The sequence below is a fragment of the Segatella copri genome (assembly GCF_026015295.1).
Lineage (GTDB): Bacteria > Bacteroidota > Bacteroidia > Bacteroidales > Bacteroidaceae > Prevotella > Prevotella copri_C.
This window is the reverse complement of sequence record NZ_JAPDUW010000001.1, coordinates 1,364,556-1,383,187: the sequence shown is the minus strand read 5'-3', so window position 1 is coordinate 1,383,187 and position 18,632 is coordinate 1,364,556. Positions and strand designations below refer to the sequence as shown.

At 45.4% G+C, this 18,632-nt stretch carries 16 protein-coding genes, 1 tRNA gene and 1 riboswitch; of the genes, 7 read left to right on the top strand and 10 right to left on the bottom strand.

The annotated features are described in order from the left end of the window. The first annotated feature begins 96 nt into the window (after nt 1-96). Nucleotides 97-309 carry a hypothetical protein gene (locus ONT18_RS06005; protein ID WP_061450686.1) on the top strand — a complete coding sequence of 71 codons (213 nt, stop codon included), beginning with the start codon at nt 97-99 and terminating at the stop codon, nt 307-309. A 27-nt stretch (nt 310-336) separates the two neighbouring features. Here the strand turns inward: ONT18_RS06005 and ONT18_RS06000 are convergent, their stop codons facing one another. Both ONT18_RS06000 and ONT18_RS05995 read right to left on the bottom strand, forming a co-directional pair. Continuing rightward, nucleotides 337-954: a radical SAM protein gene (locus ONT18_RS06000; RefSeq protein ID WP_077197181.1), complete on the bottom strand. Its 618-nt coding sequence runs from the start codon at nt 952-954 to the stop codon at nt 337-339. A gap of 1 nt (nt 955) precedes the next feature. After that, entirely contained in the window at nt 956-2,038 is a 1,083-nt protein-coding gene (locus ONT18_RS05995; RefSeq protein ID WP_264904510.1) for an energy transducer TonB, read from the bottom strand. 561 nt (nt 2,039-2,599) lie between these two features. On the opposite strand from ONT18_RS05995, the gene ONT18_RS05990 reads away from it, so the two are divergent. Beyond that, a tRNA-Lys gene (locus ONT18_RS05990) sits at nt 2,600-2,672 on the top strand. A gap of 618 nt (nt 2,673-3,290) precedes the next feature. On the opposite strand, the gene thiH is transcribed toward ONT18_RS05990, so the two are convergent. The 8 genes from thiH to ONT18_RS05950 all read right to left on the bottom strand — a co-directional run bounded on the left by thiH (nt 3,291) and on the right by ONT18_RS05950 (nt 13,878). Next, a complete protein-coding gene (gene thiH, locus ONT18_RS05985; protein WP_006848700.1) occupies nt 3,291-4,430 on the bottom strand; it encodes a 2-iminoacetate synthase ThiH in 1,140 nt (379 codons plus the stop codon). A gap of 4 nt (nt 4,431-4,434) precedes the next feature. Continuing rightward, nucleotides 4,435-6,129: a phosphomethylpyrimidine synthase ThiC gene (gene thiC / locus ONT18_RS05980; RefSeq protein ID WP_119237117.1), complete on the bottom strand. Its 1,695-nt coding sequence runs from the start codon at nt 6,127-6,129 to the stop codon at nt 4,435-4,437. Between the two features lie 100 nt (nt 6,130-6,229). Beyond that, complete coding sequence (locus ONT18_RS05975; RefSeq protein WP_117585967.1) at nt 6,230-7,003, bottom strand: thiazole synthase; 774 nt, start codon at nt 7,001-7,003, stop codon at nt 6,230-6,232. Nucleotides 7,004-7,090: 87 nt separating this feature from the next. After that, a complete protein-coding gene (thiS, locus tag ONT18_RS05970; protein ID WP_006848697.1) occupies nt 7,091-7,288 on the bottom strand; it encodes a sulfur carrier protein ThiS in 198 nt (65 codons plus the stop codon). A 125-nt stretch (nt 7,289-7,413) separates the two neighbouring features. Beyond that, nucleotides 7,414-7,508: riboswitch (TPP riboswitch) on the bottom strand. Nucleotides 7,509-7,591: 83 nt separating this feature from the next. Beyond that, nucleotides 7,592-8,017, bottom strand: coding sequence for a Fur family transcriptional regulator (locus tag ONT18_RS05965; RefSeq protein WP_264904507.1), 426 nt, complete (start codon nt 8,015-8,017; stop codon nt 7,592-7,594). A gap of 707 nt (nt 8,018-8,724) precedes the next feature. Further along, complete coding sequence (locus tag ONT18_RS05960) at nt 8,725-9,735, bottom strand: GYF domain-containing protein (protein ID WP_264904505.1); 1,011 nt, start codon at nt 9,733-9,735, stop codon at nt 8,725-8,727. Between the two features lie 65 nt (nt 9,736-9,800). Beyond that, on the bottom strand, nt 9,801-11,084 hold the full coding sequence (locus ONT18_RS05955) for a clostripain-related cysteine peptidase (protein ID WP_144151536.1): 1,284 nt from the start codon (nt 11,082-11,084) through the stop codon (nt 9,801-9,803). Between the two features lie 112 nt (nt 11,085-11,196). Beyond that, nucleotides 11,197-13,878, bottom strand: coding sequence for a valine--tRNA ligase (locus ONT18_RS05950; RefSeq protein ID WP_218484180.1), 2,682 nt, complete (start codon nt 13,876-13,878; stop codon nt 11,197-11,199). Nucleotides 13,879-13,998: 120 nt separating this feature from the next. On the opposite strand from ONT18_RS05950, the gene mazG reads away from it, so the two are divergent. The 5 genes from mazG to ONT18_RS05925 all read left to right on the top strand — a co-directional run bounded on the left by mazG (nt 13,999) and on the right by ONT18_RS05925 (nt 18,563). Next, nucleotides 13,999-14,955 (top strand): nucleoside triphosphate pyrophosphohydrolase, encoded by a 957-nt coding sequence (mazG, locus tag ONT18_RS05945; RefSeq protein WP_117692430.1) that lies wholly within the window; start codon nt 13,999-14,001, stop codon nt 14,953-14,955. 56 nt (nt 14,956-15,011) lie between these two features. Beyond that, on the top strand, nt 15,012-15,572 hold the full coding sequence (locus tag ONT18_RS05940; protein ID WP_117692428.1) for a hypothetical protein: 561 nt from the start codon (nt 15,012-15,014) through the stop codon (nt 15,570-15,572). Between the two features lie 36 nt (nt 15,573-15,608). Beyond that, complete coding sequence (locus ONT18_RS05935) at nt 15,609-16,526, top strand: ribonuclease Z (RefSeq protein WP_254970399.1); 918 nt, start codon at nt 15,609-15,611, stop codon at nt 16,524-16,526. Nucleotides 16,527-16,618: 92 nt separating this feature from the next. After that, nucleotides 16,619-17,212, top strand: a complete 594-nt coding sequence (locus tag ONT18_RS05930) for an RNA polymerase sigma factor (protein WP_264904500.1) — start codon at nt 16,619-16,621, stop codon at nt 17,210-17,212. Next, nucleotides 17,205-18,563, top strand: coding sequence for a hypothetical protein (locus ONT18_RS05925; protein ID WP_264904498.1), 1,359 nt, complete (start codon nt 17,205-17,207; stop codon nt 18,561-18,563). Before ONT18_RS05930 ends, ONT18_RS05925 begins: the two co-directional genes overlap by 8 nt. Nucleotides 18,564-18,632: the final 69 nt, after the last annotated feature.

Below are 18,632 nucleotides of genomic sequence, written 5' to 3'. Positions count from 1 at the left end.
AAACTCCTCGCTCCACCATAAGGGCGGAGAATTTTTGTTCCCAACGGTCGCAGAAAGTGAGTGTACCAACTATAAACAGTATGTCGAATTACAAGCATGCATGAACAAGCCAGGAGAAAGGGTGGAAAACTGCCCACTAAAAGGATTCGCAAGCTGTCAAAGTTTGACACGAAGAAATTCTCTCTGCCAAGCTACGAGGTATTGAAATTGATGGCGAGAAAAACCAATCGCAAGTTGGCTGAGTATATCCGTGAGTCCACCTTGAACGGCAAGATAGTCCGTAGAAACAACACTGAAATGAGACCATAGTCTCGGTAGGGCATAGATTTAACCAGTTTATCCTCTAATCACATATTCAAATTCATCAAAATTCTCATACCCTAATTCTTCTAAGACTTGACGACTGTGTTTTCTGTCCTCTTCAGTGTTGAACTTGGGTATAATGGGGAGACGGAGGGTGATTTTATCTTTATGTTTGGCATGGGAGTAGAGCCAGACAAGGTTCTCAATAACTTGCTGATTGCCCTTGCCGGTATAGGCTTGGTAGATGGCAGGTGTCATGTCCTTGATGTCGATGATGAAGGAGTCGATGAAGGAGATGACTTCCTCCAAGTGATGGCGAGGCACGTTGAGGCTCGTCTCCATCGTAAACTGCCATCCCTCAGGACATTGCTCGCAAAATTCCTTGATGAATGCGCTTCGCAAGAGTGGTTCGCCTCCACCAAAGCAGATGCCGCCTCCTGTCGCCAAGAAATAAAGATTGTCCATCTCCACGTTCATCATCAGCAGTTCCGTGTCCATCTCCTGCCATACGCCGTCGGCTTCGAGGCATTGGGGATTGAGGCAATACTTGCAATGGAGAGGGCATCCGTGGAATGCCACGAGGGTGGTGACACCCTCGCCGTCTATCGTAAGGCGGTGGCGGTCGATGCAAATGAGTGGGGCGGTCTTCATTTTATTCTAATCTAAAGGTAACGGGGACTGTATATTTCGTTTTTACGGCCTTGCCATTTTGCTTGGCAGGATTCCATTTCGGCATACTTTTCACTACCCGAATGGCTTCCTCGTCGAAGGTAGGGGAAATGCTTTTCATCACCTTGATGTCACTCAGGGTTCCGTCTTCATTGACAGTGAAACCAACAATGACTCTTCCTTGTATATTGCAATCTCCTTGTATGTTTGGATAGCGGAGATTTTGGGCGATGTATTGCATCAATGCAGCTGAACCGCCAGGGAATGATGCCATTTCCTCGATTGCTGCGCCAAATAGCTTGCTGCTCTTGGTGGAGTCTGATGCGACGGTTTGTTGGATGATGGCGGTCTTACCATCATTCGTGTACTTTTCTTGCTTTGCTTCTTCTGAATGAGTATCTTTCTTGATGATAGGAGCTGTTCCTCTGATAACTGCGACTTCCCCCAAGACATCTCTGCTTTCTGTCAAAGTGATAATATTGAGTTTCTCTTGGCTCATTTTTGTGATTTTGATGATTCTGTCTTGCATGCCAAGATATTTCACGGTGATTATATCTTCTTTCTCCACCTCGATAGTAAAGTTTCCATCTTTGTCAGCAATAGTCTTGCTGCCAGAAATTTTTGCCGTAATCGTGGCTCCTACTTGTGGATCTCCTTGCTCGTCAATGAGATGCCCTTGTACAAAAAGTACTCCTTTCTTGTTTAGTGCTTCTTTTTCTTTGAGGAGGACGGAATCGTTTGGCGTATATTCTTGAAATAGAATAGGGAGGGTTTTCTCTGATATAGAACTATAATATCCCTTCTGGGTGGCGCATGATGTGGTGGATGCGGTGAGGGCGGTGATTCCCAATGCCACTCCTGCGACCTTGATGGCTTTCCCGGCCATTTGTCTGATTCTCAACTCATGTTCCAGGTCTCTCACGTCTTGCTCACATCTTGGGCAAGTTCCCTTGCATTCGCCCTTGAAGTGGCATTCTTCGGGTGAATAGTCTATCCCATTGGCATCCGCTATTTGTTTGCGAATAGCCTTGAGGGTATCGCATATGTTGCGTCCTTTGGTTTTCATAAATTGATATTTTTAGGTGTTCAACATTCCCTTTATTTACAAAATGGGTATATTGTTACTCCTTAGTCATAAATTCTAAAAATACCCATTTTTATAATTCTAATTTCAAAAGTACGAAAAACAATCTACAAACGAGAAAATTTTGCTTTGTATTGTTAGAAAGGGAATTGCATTTAACATTTCTCATGTTTTTAATGCTGTATATGAAACTTATATGTGTTTCTTTAGATATTGTACAGTTGCATTTCTGAGACATTTTCCGACCATAATTTAATAATCTATAAAAACAACGCAAAAGATGTTATTTCTCAGATTTTAAATTTATCTTTGCAATCGTAACAGAGTTGTTTGACAAGCAAGGCAAACTTATGTATAATGAAGAAGTTGGTACTATTGCCAAGTCATTACCTCTATTGAGGTGAACTATTCATAAATAGCTCATTTTAAGCTGTTCAGTAGATTTTAGCAGAATTTTATTAAAAAATATCCATAAAAGTTTGGTGGTTTCAGAAAAATGTATTACCTTTGCACTCGCTTTTGAAAACAAAGCTTTTAGCAGAGGCACCCTTAGCTCAGTTGGTAGAGCAACTGACTCTTAATCAGTGGGTCTAGGGTTCGAATCCCTAAGGGTGTACAAAAAACTCCGAAGAATCAATCTTGGTTCTTCGGAGTTTTTTTGTATCTATGCCCGGCATGGAGTAACTCTCTTTTTATCGTATCTTTGCAACCGATGAATAGAACAGACTTGACACAAGGTAGCATTTTGGGGAATATCACGACCTTTCTGTTACCTTATATTCTGGCTTATTTCCTACAGAATCTCTATGGTTTGGCCGATCTTTTCGTGATAGGTAGATATTGTGGTGTAGATAGTACTACGGCTGTATCTAATGGTGCGCAGGTAATTATGGGCTATCATTTTGGACTTTGTTCTGGAAGCAGCAGAGCGTTACTCTATAGATGCTACAGAGTTGCTGGCAGATTTCATCGAAAGTAATCCTGTTTCCCATACGCTACGTAATATGTATATTTATAAACAAGCAAGTTGATATTTATTCACTTGCGAAACTTTAGTAATTTACAATTAATAGTTTATAGTTTGCTGTTTACTGATGATTTTGGGGGAATTGGCTGATAAGTTGCTGATGGGCTGGGGGCGATATAGGGGCGTCAGTCTGAGAATATTAACAAAAAAGAGTGTGTCATGAATTTATGATACACTCTTTTTTTATTCTGTTTAATTACATCTTCTTTATCCGTTTGCGATATTTCCGAAGAAATCGAATGAGGCATCCCAATCCTTCCAGACTGGCTCTCTGCCCAATTCCTTCAATCTCGCATTGATTACCTTGGCGGTACGCTCATCGCTTACGGTGAACTGCTCCAATGCCTGAGGATAGGTATGATAACCGCCAGGATTTACCTTTGATTCTGCCGACATGGTGGTGACACCCAATGTTGCCATGTTGTCACGGATGTAGGCTGGCTCACGGGTAGAGTAGGAGATATCCACATCGTGGTCGAAGATACGCATGGCGAAAGTAGCCTGTGCCAACTGCTTATCGGTCATGAAGCAGTTTGGCTGGAAACCTTCGTTCTGTGCAGGGCGCATACGAGGGAAGTTCACGCTGTACTTGGTCTTCCAGTAATGCTTCTGCAGGTAGCGCAGGTGATGAGCCATCATCACTACATCCGTGCGCCATTCCTTCTCCAAGCCGATGAGCACACCCATACCGATGGAATGGACACCTGCCATACCCATGCGGTCGAAACCATCGCAGCGCCACTCAAACTTGCTCTTCATGCCACGTGGGTGGTAGAGCTTGTAGTGCTCGTGGTTGTAGGTCTCCTGGAAACAGATCACGCCGTTCATACCATGGTCGGCGAGGGTCTTGTAATCCTCTGTAGAGAGCGGCATCACCTCAATCTTCACGTTAGAGAAATACTTCTTGGCGATGTCGATTGCCTTGGCAAGATAAGGGGTGCCAGCCTTGGCTGGGTTCTCGCCCGTAACGAGAAGGATGTTCTCGAATGGAGCCAGCTGCTTGATGGCTTTATACTCGTTCTCAATCTGCTCTGGGGTGAGGATGGTACGAGCCATCGGATTCTCACGATGGAAACCGCAATACACGCAGGAGTTAGAGCATGAATTGGTGATGTAGAGAGGAATGAACATCGACATGGTCTTGCCGAAGCGCTCCTCGGTATATTTGCGGGAAAGACGCGCCATTACCTCCAGGTATGGCTCGGCTGCAGGTGAAATCAGCGCCATGAAGTCGTTCACATCGCAATGGTCCTTGGCAAGGGCACGACGCACATCATTATCGGTCATTCGAGCTATGCGCTCCGTGGTCTCCTCCCAACTGATATTCTTTAATTCGTCTGAAAACATTTTCTTACTTTTTAAACTTTCTCAAATCGTGTGTCAACTTGGCGGCGCAGAAGTTTGGACCACACATGGTGCAGTACTCACCGTCTGTATGACCTGCCTCCTCGAAATACTTTAAGGCGAGCTCTGGGTCGAGGGAGAGGTGGAACTGGTCTCTCCAGCGGAACTCGAAACGTGCCTTGGAGAGGGCGTTGTCGCGGATGGTTGCACCTGGATGACCCTTAGCCAAATCGGCTGCATGAGCGGCAATCTTATAGGTTACCACACCTGTGCGCACATCTTCCTTGTTAGGCAATGCGAGGTGCTCCTTAGGTGTTACATAGCAGAGCATTGCGGTGCCGAGCCATGCTATCTGGGCGCCACCGATGGCTGATGTGATGTGGTCGTAACCTGGAGCGATATCGGTAACCAATGGGCCGAGGGTGTAGAATGGTGCCTCGTGACAGTGGTCGAGCTGGCGCTCCATGTTCTCTTTGATTTTCTGCAATGGCACGTGACCAGGACCCTCGATGAATGCCTGTACGTTCTTGTCCCAGGCACGGGTAACAAGCTCGCCCATGGTATCCAATTCGGCAAACTGGGCTGCATCGTTGGCATCGGCAATACAGCCTGGGCGCAGACCATCACCCAAAGAGAGAGCAACGTCATACTGTGCCACGATGTCGCAGATATCGTCGAAGTGCTCATAGAGGAAGCTCTCCTGGTCGTGGTAGAGACACCATTTGCTCATGATACTACCGCCACGGCTCACGATACCGCAGAGACGGCTGTCGGCGAGATGCACGTTGTGACGACGGATGCCGGCATGGATGGTGAAGTAGTCAACACCCTGCTCGCACTGCTCGATGAGGGTATCACGGAATACCTCCCAGTTCAAATCCTCTACCTTGCCGTTTACCTTCTCCAAAGCCTGGTAGATAGGCACGGTTCCTACCGGTACAGGGCAGTTGCGCACAATCCATTCACGGGTTTCGTGGATGTTGTCGCCGGTAGAGAGGTCCATCAAGGTATCGCCTCCCCACTTGCAAGACCATACAGCCTTATCCACCTCTTCCTCGATGCTGGAGGTAGTGGCAGAGTTACCGATGTTGGTATTGATCTTCACGAGGAAGTTGCGGCCGATGATCATCGGTTCGCTCTCCGGGTGGTTGATGTTGGCAGGAAGAACGGCACGTCCGCGTGCAATCTCATCACGCACATATTCAGGGGTGATATGGGTATCGATGCCCAACTCCTGGCAGTTCATGTTCTCGCGGATAGCCACGTACTCCATCTCTGGAGTTACGATGCCAGCCTTGGCATAAGCCATCTGGGTGATGTGCTTGCCAGCCTGTGCACGGCGAGGCAACTGGATGTGCTCGAAGCGGAGGTGGTCGAGGCTATGGTCAGCAAGGCGCTGCTTGCCATACTCGCTGGTAACTTCCTTGAGCTGCTCGGTATCGTTGCGGTCGAGAATCCACTGCTCGCGCATTCTTGGCAAGCCCTTCTTCAAATCTACCTGATAGTTAGGGTCGCTGTAAGGACCGCTGGTATCGTAGATGTAAACCGGAGCGTTTGGCTCTGTATGAGGAATGCCGCGCTCATCCTTCACAACAGTAGGAGTGAGGTTTACCTTGGTCATTCCAACCTTGATCTGTGGGAAGAGTTTTCCCTGCATATACGCCTTTTCTCTCTGGGCGTAAGCTTTCTTATCGTTTGGCATAATTTTTTAAAGGTAAAAAGGTAAAAGGGTAAAAAGGTAAAAAGAGCGTTCTTGCTTCTTTGCCTTCATCCTTCATGCCTTTGTATTATCTATATTATAATTAGTCGTTGAGGAATGCGGTGAGAGGAGAACTTGCCTCAGCACAATCGCTGATGGCTCCGAGACCTGCCTCGTAAGCACGGCGACCGCAGATGACTGCCTCCTTGAATGCCTTAGCCATCTCTACAGGGTCACCGGCAACGGCGATAGCTGTGTTAACCAAGCAAGCGCTGGCACCCATCTCCATAGCCTCGGCAGCGTGGCTAGGTGCACCGATACCTGCATCTACTACTACTGGAACAGTAGCCTGCTCGATGATGATCTGCAGGAAGTCCTTCATTCTCAATCCCTTGTTGGTACCGATAGGTGCAGCAAGTGGCATCACGGTAGCAGCACCAGCCTCTTCGAGGTGCTTGCAGAGGGTTGGGTCTGCCTGGCAATATGGCAATACCACGAAACCGAGCTTTACCAGTTTCTCGGTAGCCTTCAGCGTCTCGATAGAGTCAGGAAGAAGATAGCGAGGGTCTGGATGGATTTCGAGTTTGAGCCAGTTGGTTCCGAAAGCCTCGCGAGCCATCTGTGCAGCGAAGACAGCCTCCTCGGCGTTGCGCACGCCACTGGTGTTAGGAAGGAGCTGGATATTTGGATTCTGCACGATATGAGAGAGCAGGTCGTCCTGCTTGTCTTCGAGTTCGATACGTTTCATAGCAACAGTAACCATTTCTGTTTCTGATGCTTTGATGGCTTCAGCCATGAGGGCATTGTTGTTAAACTTTCCTGTACCCAAGAAGAGGCGGGAGTTAAACTCTCTGCCTGCGATTACTAATTTTTCCATTGTTTTATTATAGAGTTGTTATTTTTGTTTTCATTTCTGTAGGAAAAGTACTTTTGGATGATTCTTTTCCGCAGTATTCTGAGACCATTATCCTCCGCAGAACGCTTTTACGATAACGATGTCTGCTCCTTCTGCGATGATTGTGTTTTCCCATTCATCACGAGGCACCATTTCGTTACTGATAGCTACAGCAACTCCTGTAGCTGGCAAATCGAGTTCCTGGGCTAACTCCCTGATGGTTTTAGCCTGTGTCTCGGTCTCTTTGTTGTTGATAGTTACTTTCATATTCTGTTCGTTTTATATGATGAATAATCCGTTTGTTTACGCTTTTTCTATCGCCCGAAAGCGATGATAAGATAATATGTAATCAAACACGGTGAACTTCCAGATGAAAGCCTTAAGAGAAAGAATAAAGCGCTATCAAATATCCCTGCGACAGCATTACCTGCATCAGGTTCAATGGGTATCATCTCAGCCGAATCTTTCAACACCCCGTGATAATCGCTTGCAAAAGTAATGATAATATCGGAAAAACAATAGAATTTCAAAAATATTTATGCTAAATTAACGCAGAATGTACCTTTCGCTTTACTGGTGTTTCTTTCTGCAATCCGGGCATTCGCCTTTGATGACAAAGGAAATAGAGTGGGGGTAAAAGCCTTCGGGCAGCTCGAAACTTGGAATATGGATATCCTCCATACAGAAGGAACGCTGGCAAGATTCGCAGTAGAAATGAATATGCCCGTCGTGATGATCGCAGGCGCCTTTTTCTTCGCAGAGTTCGTAGCAGAGTACGCCTCGCCCATCTTCGAAGGCATGTACCACATCATGTTCCAGAAAGAGGGTAAGGGTACGGAAGATGCTCGACTTGTCCATCGAAACCATCTTTCGTTCCAGATTGCTCAGACTCTGCGGGTTCTGTTCGCCCATCAGGGTCTTCATTACGAGTATGCGGTTGGCGGTTGGCCGAATGCCTTTCGATTCCAGCCTGTTGATCATATCTTGTGAGTTCATCGTTTCTTCTTTTTAAAAATTTTACTAACTGGTTGCAAAGATACAAAAAAAGCGTGTAAGTATGGTAACTTACACGCTTTTTCTTTATTTAAACGTAATTACTTTTTGCTTTCAATCTAGTTTATGCCGCAGCATGAAGGGATTGGAACCCTTATGCGCAAGCACAGCCACGGCTTCTGTTCAAAGCCTCACCATACATTTCCATTGCGGTCATGTAATTTGCAAGAATAGCCTTCAAGGCCTTCTTGATGTTTGCATACATTGTTTTCATAATCGTTATCCTTTTTTTTAAAATTAATACTTGGCATTTCTGCCATTTCCTTTTTCTTTTTGTTCATGAACGGTGGTCAATTTTACTTGCCCATCTCCATGTTGTTGTTTACATTTACAGCCTTGACAATCATAGCTGCCACAACTGTAAGAATCATTACTGTCGTCATCATAATTTGTTTCCTTTCTTTCTTTGTGGAGCCTCCATGTGAGGTCTCCTGTTTTACATTATCCTTTTACAATCTCACTGTTTTCTGGTGCAAAGGTAATGCCTTTTTCTTGAATATCTGTCACAAAGACATGACAAAATGATGAAAAAGGGGCTTTTTTTGATACACGTCAACTAAACAGCAATGGCGGCTTGATATACGTCAAGCCGCCATGCTGTCAAATTGAGAAATGTGTCATATTTCTTATGTTTCTTCGGATTTCTGATGCTAGATCAGTTCCAGAATCTTGTCGAGAATCTTTTCTACGGTTGAAGAATCGGTTGCTTCATCGAGTTTCTTGTTGATTTTCTCTTCCAGTTTCTTGCTTACCTTGTCGGCAGCCTGATCCATGGCCTGGTTTGCCTTATCTTCCAGTTTCTTCTGAACGGAAGCGCCCAGTCCGTCTTCTTCTGAACCATCGCTGCTATTATCGCTTACCGAAGGGGATTCATCGGTTGATGAGCTGGTGGTTTCTTCTATCTGCAGATTGTCGGCACCTTCCAGCGCTTTCACCATATCATCAGCATTCATCGTGTAAACGCTGCCAAGGATTCCGAAGCTTATGGTGTGCTGCTTGCCATTAAACTCAACGGTTCCCTTAGAGCATACGATATAGTTGTGGTATTCGAAGAGCTGGTTCATCACTTCATCGATAGCGCTTCCTGCCATCATTTTGGCAATGGAACGGATGCTTTGGGTGAAGAAGTTGTTATCACTGGTTTCTGTAGCCTTGTCGATAGCCTTGGCTGCCTCAGTCTTTACCTTTTCTTTGTGGGCATCAGGTCCTGGATTGGTTATGGCGAAAACCAGGAAGAGAAGTACGATAAGACCTAAGATGATTTTCCAGAGGGTCTTGCTCGATTTTTTCTTTTCCGGTTCCTGTCTGTAGCCCTGGTTCATGGCAGCGCCGTGCTGAAAGCCTTGCTGGTAAGCCTCCTGCTGTGCCTGCTGGAAACCCTGCTGGTTTGCAGCCTGAAAGTTTGCTGCTTCTGTTCCGTTGTTGCCGGCTGCATCTGCTGATGTTCCTTCTGCATTTTCTTTGTTGGCTGTATTAGCTTTGATTGCTTCTATAGTTTCTAGAACTGTCTTCAGTTCTGCTATTTTCCAAGCAGGAGTCCAGTCTTTCATGCCTTGTGCCCAAACAAGGGTCTCGGGTGTGATAGCCTTCTGGACGAGTTGCTCCAGGCTGAATGGACCCGCTTGCAGTCCGTTATTCTCAATGATAAAATATTCCATCATGTATTCTTTTATATAATATTTTTCTTAAAAGCCAATAAGGAGTTTCTTTCACTCTTCATTGCTTATTAGTGTGTAGCTTTCCACCATGCTGTTTTCTCTCTGCCCTTGATAGCTACGCTGTGCTGGCTAGGGTCGGAGATAGAAAGACCGCAATAGTTCTTTACTTTAAAGGTTGTACCTCTATCACTCATTAACATTGTATACGCTTCATCTGTATGAGCTGCTGCTTTGATTGTGAGTTTCATCTGTGAATTAAATTTGTCTTTCAGAGAGCCGCTTGGAACAAGACTATCTACGTATACGCTCATGTCGTAGAAGAGGTTGGGAGAGAAACCATCCAGAGACTGTATGGAATCGAGCGGAACGGATGATGAGAGGGTATATTTGCTATTGATTTCCTTCATCACACTAGCTAGATTATCCATCTGACGGCAGTCGATGGCTGCCATGTTGCAATATGGGGTTCTATTATTCTTATAGAAATTGACAACTCCGTTGACAAATCCTGAGTAGTTGGGTGCTGAACTGTTGAGATAACTCCATACGGTTTTGTATGGAACGCCGGCTCCCATTATTTCGCTACTTGAACTGATTAGGAAATTAGTGACGTCTTTCAGTTCGTATGCAGTCTCAACATTGCCCATATAGCATGCATCGAAAAGGATGTACTGCATCTTGGTGCCGCTGAGTTTGATTCCTTCAGCCAGGGTAGGAACGTCGAGAGCGTTTTCTTCTAAACTTACGCTTCCGAAGAAACGGGTGATAGGTTTGTTGGGATCGGGACCAAACTGTATTCCGCTGAAATTGCCGGTAGCGGTAGGGTAGCTGGTGCTTCCTTTCTGAGCAAAACCAGCATTAGGTCTTGCCATATAGGGATAGTGAACCCAATCGCTCTTGTAGGTCCATCCGCAGCCATGAGCTCCGATGATGAGCGAATAATTCAGGGCTTCAGCACGGCGTTTCACCTCATTCAGAATCTCTGCAAATCCTTCTGCTGTAGTATATGTAGCTTCATCGTATGTTTTCAAAGTGTCGCGAATGACGGTTTTCGTATTGCCGTCATATTGAAGATCTATAAGATAGCTCTTCTTGTAATTCTGGCTCATGAAAACCATTACACGTGAATTGTTCAATCCCTTCTTGGCAACAATACCTTCGCACATGCTGTCTACGTTATTTTTCAAATCACTATATAGACCTGTGCGTCTTGTGTCGCCCGTCCATGGAAAGAAGACGAAGATAGTCTGCTTATTGACGCTTTCTACATCAATAGCTTCATCACCGCAACTGGTGAAAGTTGCTGCTAGAGATAGCGTACATATAAATAAGGTGAAAAGCTTCTTGATCATAATTAAAAATGTTGAATGTTGAATGTTGAATGTTGAGTTGCAATCTTGCTAACGAATCAGCTTGACTAATTCAACATTCTACACTCAACATTCAACATTAAATATAATACTATTATTTCTTCTTGAGTTCCTCGATGGTTGCCTTGAGGGCAGCAATCTTCTCAACAGAGTCGCTTTCCTTCTTGCGCTCCAGGGCTACTACCTTCTCAGGTGCGTGAGCTACGAAGTTCTCGTTGCTGAGTTTCTTGCGTACGCCCATCAGGAAGCCTTCCAAGTGCTTGAGCTGAGCCTCTGCCTTCTCAATCTCGGCTGCTACGTCGATGAGGTCGCCCAATGGTACGGCAAACTCGTCGGTACCTACCATGAAGCTTGATGCATCGGCACTCTTCTCAGCGATGACCTCAATCTTATCAAGGTTCGCCATCTTCAGCGTTACGTCGTTGTAAGCCTCGAAATCGTTCTTGCCTACTACCTGAAGAGACAACTGTTCCTTTTGGGCAATGTTCTTCTGGTTGCGAACGGTACGAACGCCGGCGATAATCTGCTTCACTGCCTCAATGTCGGCTGCCAACTTCTGCTCCTCGGCTGTAGGTGCAGGAATATCCAGCTTCTCGCGCATGATGCTCTCGCCATCCTTGCGGTCGTAGATGTGCTGCCACAACTCCTCGGTGATGAATGGCATGAATGGATGCAACATCTTCAGGAGGGCATCGAAGAAACGGAGGGTAGCATCGTAGCTCTTTTGGTCGATAGGCTGGCCGTAAGCTGGCTTCACCATCTCCAGGTACCAAGATGAGAACTCATCCCAGAACAGCTTATATACAGTCATCAATGCCTCAGAGATACGGTAGTCCTTAAACTGCTTCTGCATCTCCTCGTTCACCTCCTTGAGCTTGGCGTCAAACCACTTCACGGCGATTTCTGCACTCTTAGGCTGCTCGATATCTGCAGTCTCCCAACCCTTCACGAGGCGGAAGGCATTCCAGATCTTATTGTTGAAGTTACGTCCCTGCTCGCAGAGGCTCTCGTCGAAGAGAATGTCGTTGCCGGCTGGAGCACTGAGCATCATACCCATACGGACACCGTCGGCACCAAACTTGTCAATCAGAACCAGTGGGTCTGGTGAGTTACCGAGACTCTTGCTCATCTTGCGGCCCAGCTTGTCGCGTACGATACCTGTGAAATATACGTGCTTGAATGGCATCTTGCCACGATACTCGTAGCCAGCCATGATCATACGTGCTACCCAGAAGAAGATGATATCCGGACCAGTTACGAGGTCGGAAGTAGGGTAGTAGTAGTTGATCTCCTCATTGTCAGGATGCTCGATGCCATCGAACAGAGAGATAGGCCACAACCATGAAGAGAACCAGGTGTCGAGGCAGTCGCTCTCCTGCTCAAGATCCTCAGCCTTGATGTTGGCATTCTTCTCCTGAGCGAGTTTCAGAGCCTCCTCTGCAGTCTCAGCTACCACGAAATCCTTCTTGCCGGCATTGTCGAAGTAGTAGGCTGGGATGCGGTGACCCCACCAGAGCTGACGGCTGATACACCAGTCCTTGATGTTCTCCAACCAGTGGCGATAGGTGTTCTTGTACTTCTTAGGATAGAACTCTATATCATCGTCCATTACTGGAGGAAGGGCGATGTCGGCAAAGTGCTGCATCTTGAGGAACCACTGTGTAGAGAGCTTTGGCTCGATAGGCACATTGGTACGCTCAGAGAAGCCCACCTTATTATTATAGTCCTCAATCTTCTCCATCAGACCGGCGTTCTGAAGGTCGATGGAAATCTGCTTGCGCACGTCCATGCGGTCCATACCTACATAGAGACCTGCTGCCTCGCTGATGGTACCATTGTCGTTGAAGATATCGATGGTTTCCAAACCGTGCTTCAAACCGAGTGCGTGGTCGTTGATATCGTGAGCTGGAGTTACCTTCAAGCAACCAGTACCGAACTCGATATCTACGTATGTATCCTCGATGACAGGAATCTCGCGGTTTACGAGAGGCACGATAACGTGCTTACCCTTCAGCCAGGTATTCTTCTTATCCTCTGGGTTGATACACATGGCAGAGTCACCCATGATAGTCTCAGGACGGGTGGTTGCTACCACGGCATAGTATCCCTTCTCATCCTTGTGTATCACGTTCTCCTCATCCACCTGCTGGCAGTCCTGTTCTACCACGTAATACTTCAAGTGGTAGAGCTTAGAGTGCTCGTCCTTGTAGATAACCTCCTCGTCAGAGAGTGCAGTCTGAGCTTTAGGGTCCCAGTTAACCATGCGCACGCCACGATAGATGAGCCCCTTTTTGTAGAGGTCGCAGAATACGTGGATAACGGCACGAGAGCGGGTCTCGTCCATGGTGAATGCTGTGCGGTCCCAATCGCAGCTGGCACCGAGTTTGCGGAGCTGCTTGAGGATGATGCCACCATGCTCGTGAGTCCAGTCCCAAGCGTGCTTGAGGAACTCCTCGCGGGTAAGGTCGGTCTTCTTGATGCCCTGCTGAGCGAGGCGGTTTACAACCTTTGCCTCGGTAGCGATACTGGCATGGTCAGTACCTGGTACCCAACATGCGTTCTTGCCCTCCATGCGAGCACGGCGAACGAGAATATCCTGGATAGTATTGTTGAGCATGTGTCCCATGTGGAGCACACCCGTTACGTTTGGTGGAGGGATAACCACTGTATAAGGTTCACGACCATCTGGCTTAGAGCTGAAAAGCTTGTTGTCGAGCCAGTACTGATACCATTTACTTTCCACTGCTTGTGGATCGTATTTACTTGCTAATTCCATTGTTTATATCTAATTTTTATTCTTTTTCTTTCTTTTTCTTTAAAAAACGGTGCAAAGATACTAATTTTTGGGCGAAAAATACTATCTTTGCATCAAAATTATTAATTTTTGCACAAAACGATGGTTAGTAATACAGGAAAAGGACATACGAAAGAAGAAAAACTGGCGGCGTTCAGCCGCTTGCTGGATGTGCAGGACCGTTTGCGCCTGCAGTGTCCATGGGATAAAAAGCAGACATTCGAGAGTCTTCGTCCGAATACGATCGAGGAGACTTTCGAGCTTTGTGACGCCTTGATGAAGCGCGATTACAAGGATATCAAGAAGGAGTTGGGCGATGTGTTGGAGCACGTGATGTTCTATAGCATCATCGGCAGAGAAGACGGCGAGTTCGATATTTGCGATGTTTGCAATCAGGAGGCAGATAAATTGATGTTCCGCCATCCTTTCATCAACTGGAAGGAGGAAGGAAATTGGACGGTTTCGAATCCTGATATGTATATCAACGATGAGGGACAGGTGGTATATAGAGAGTCTGAAGAAGCAGAAACCGGGAAGGCTGGAACTGCCAGCTCGGAAGAAACCTTGGCTCTTGGCGCCAGCAAGCCGAAAACTGCTACTTCTGTTGAGAAAACCTGGGAACAGATTAAGCAGCAGGAGAAGGATGGAAATGAGCGGGTGTTGAGCGGTGTCCCTAATTCTCTTCCGTCTCTTATCAAGGCTTATCGCATTCAGGACAAGGCTAGAAATGTAGGCTTCGACTGGAAAGAAAAAGAAGATGTGTGGGACAAAGTGCAGGAGGAACTGGAAGAACTCAAGGTGGAACTGGCTAAAGGCGACAAAGAGAATTCTACCCAGGAATTGGGCGATTTCATCTTCTCTGTAATCAATGCAGCACGTCTCTATAAACTCAATCCGGATAATGCGCTTGAGAAAACCAACCAGAAGTTTATCCGCCGTTTCAACTACGTAGAAGATCATAGCTTAAAGCAAGGTAAAAACTTGAAAGATATGAGCTTAGAAGAAATGGATAAACTATGGAATGAAGCAAAACTTCAGGAGAAAAAGGATGATAAATAACGGTGAATCAGATAATCTTATCGACTCATCAATATAATAATAAAAACTAAAGTGTTATGAAGAAATTAGTTTATGTAACAATAGCTTTGGTGGCGCTTTTCGCTGCCAACAGTTGTAAGAACAAAAATAATGTTCCTGTTATCAGTGCAGCAGATTCGGTAGAGGTAGAGGATGCAATGAACGATTCTACCATCTATGGTGTATGCGGTGAGGGAACCTCTATGCATAATCTGGAGCTGATTTCTGATGATGGTGACACCCTTTCGGTGTTTATTGACGATGAGAATCCTGATGTTGTTCAGGGAGGATTGCTGGCTGGCGACCGTATTGCTCTTATCGGTTATAAGGCAGAGGATGGAGAGATGATGGCCCAGAAGATTATCAACCTGACATCCCTCTTGGGTAAATGGACTTCTCTGGATAAGAATTTTGATATCTTGGAAGGTGGAGAGGTGAAGAACAATGTGAAGGCTGAAACTAATCCTTGGACTAGCTGGAAGATACTCAATGGTAAACTCTTGCTGAATAAGGATACTTTTGCTATTGACAAATTGGGTTCTGACAGTCTTATGTTGGAGAATACTCAGGGTATCTTTGTTTTCAAGCGCCAAGAGTAAGGTCATCATGTTGAACCTGTAATTTATGATTTAGTTTTGGAACCATTTAAAGTACATATATTGGGGTGTGGCAGTGCTTTGCCCACCCTTCAGCATAGTGCCTCGGCCCAAATTATTGAGATGCGTGGCAAATGCTTTATGATGGATTGTGGAGAGGGTGCCCAGATGCAGTTCCGTCGCACTCATGTTCACTTTGCTAAGATAAATGCTATCTTTATTTCGCATCTTCATGGTGACCATTGCTTTGGCTTACTGGGACTTCTTTCTACCTTAGGTATGCTGGGCAGAACGGCTAAGTTAAAGGTGTATGCACCAGAAAGTTACGGAGATTTATTTAAGCGTCAGATTGATTTCTTCATGCAGGGAATGGAATATGAAATAGAATTTGTTCCTGTAGATACCGAGAAGTCGCAAGTTGTATATGAAGATCATTCTGTAACCGTAGAAACCGTTCCTCTGCAGCATCGTGTGCCTTGTTGTGGGTACATCTTCAGAGAGAAACCGACATTGCCTCATATCCGTCGTGATATGATAGATTATTACGAGATTCCTGTAAGCCAGATTAATAACATCAAGAATGGAGCTGACTGGACTACGAAGGAGGGGGATGTAATACCTAATGCCAGATTGGTAATGCCTGCCGCTACTCCCCGCAGTTATGCTTATTGCAGTGATACCCGGTTTGTTCCTGGGTTGGCAGAAAAGGTAAAGGGGGTTACGGTGCTTTATCATGAGAGCACCTATACTTCGGAGAATGAGGACAGGGCTAAACTCTATTATCATAGTACGGCCCGACAGGCTGCAACTATAGCCAGAAATGCGGGTGTAGGCAAACTTCTTCTGGGACATTATAGTGCAAGATATAATAATGAAGAGGTATTGTTGAATGAAGCTAAAGAGGTGTTTGCGGAAAGTTATCTTACTCAGGAAGGTAAAGTGTTCTCTATAGAATAATGTAGAAATATAAAAAAAGTGCCTTGCATCAAAAAAAAGTTCATTTTTGATGCAAGGTTTTCTCTTTATAACGTTTAATCTTTAAAAAGGATTTGAAATTGGAATCGGAAAAGGAACTCTTAGACGACATCAATAGCGGCAGTCGGGCAGCCATGCACAGATTGTACGAACGCTATGTGGGGTATGCCATGGCGGTAGCGCTGAGGTATGTCCCTATGCGCGATGATGCTGAAGATGTAGTGCAAGATAGTTTTATAAAAGTCTTTTCCAGCATTTCAAAGTTTGAATATCGGGGTGAGGGCGCTCTTCAGGCTTGGCTCTTGCGGATAGTGACAAATGAAGCTGTCAACTTTGTAAGGCAGCAAAAGCGCTTCACTATCGTGGACGAAGTTCCCGATGATATTGAGGATGAAGAGCCTGAAGTAGAAAGAATTCCGCCTGCAGAACTGACAAGAATGATAGGAGAATTGCCTGATGGGTACAGACTGGTTCTTAACATGTTTGTTTTTGAACAGAAAAGCCATAAAGAAATTGCACAGCTGTTAGGCATCAAAGAAAGCAGTTCTGCTTCACAATATTTGCGGGCGAAAAAGCTGTTGGGCAAAAAGGTGAAAGATTATCTGAGCCAGGCAGATTGTAGTGATAATAAAGAGTTGAATCATATAAACGAGAAAAGTAATGAGTAACGATTGGACAAATAAACTTCGAGATCAGTTGGCAGACTACCAAGAGCCTGTCAGCCACGACATGTGGGCTGAGATAGAACAATCGCTTGCTCAGTCTAAAAAGGTTGGTGATGAGGAAACTGATGTAAAAAAGATCCCACAGGCTCGTTATGTTGTCTTGAAAAGATGGTCGGTAGCTGCAGCGATTGCTTTATTGGGAGTAGGAGGCAGTTATGTTTATCTGCATGATGATGAACCGGGACAGACTAACTTAGCTGTTCAGAGTTCTTTCTCTACAGCATCAGGTTCAAGCAGGACTTCTTCTGCTGTCCGTGCAGAAGCACAATCGGCAGGAAGTAAAAATGCTATCTTGCTTGCTGAAAACAATGCATCTGCACATCAGGTGAATCGCCATTCATCGGGGCGTCAATTGAACCATAGTAAATCTTCGGTATCTTCTTTGGATAGAACTGTTGCTGATAATCATGAAATAATGCTTGCAGCAGAGGTAGAAATGCCAGAACAGTCTGTTAATGCAGAGGTAAATGGTCGGGAATTATCTGTTTTGCAAAAGCAAAATGAGGATTCTGAAAGACAGATGGCCGTTTCTTCTAATCATGCAACCAAGCCGTTGGAAGCGGATGGTGGGCAGAAACTTTATGCTGGCAGGGCGCAGGATGGTCATTTTGAACGCAGTTATAAGGATAAATATGAACAGAACTGGACCATGAACCTGTATGCAGAGAATGTAAGTCTGGGTTCTGGCAGTGATGGAATGTCAAACGGCATGTATGCGTCTTCAGATCCTCTTGCTGGTGGCGGCTTTGCTGATCATGGTGTTTTCCTGGCTGCTGCTTCTCCTTTAAGATATGCAATACCGAAATATGTTGAAGCGAAACATCATGCTCCTTTGGCTATAGGTGCTCAGGTTGGTATCGGACTTGCGCCTCGTTTGTCTTTGAGTACCGGTGTCGTTTATACGCGTGTTGCTTCTGATTTCAAATCTTATGGCGTTTCAGAATTTGATACACATCAGGTTTTGCATTATGTGGGTGTTCCACTTGGTTTAAACTATGAGGTTTGGAGCACGGGAGGCTTTCATGCGTACGTAATGGCGGGTGGAGAAGCCGATTTCAACGTAAAGAATGATACAAAGGTTTCTGGTCATAAAGAGGACGTGAAACGTGATGGCGTTCAGTTCTCGGGTAAGGCTTCGCTTGGTGCACAGTATGATGTTACACCACAAGTGGGCTTCTATATAGAGCCAGGTGCAAAATATTATTTTGATAATGGCAGCGAAATAGAAAATACGTTTAAAGATAAGAAGTGGAATTTTAATCTCCAGTTCGGACTCCGTATTAATCTGAAATAGTGTTTGAGTCCAATTATTAATAAATATATGTACGAACTACATTTCATTTTATAACATTACATACGAGAA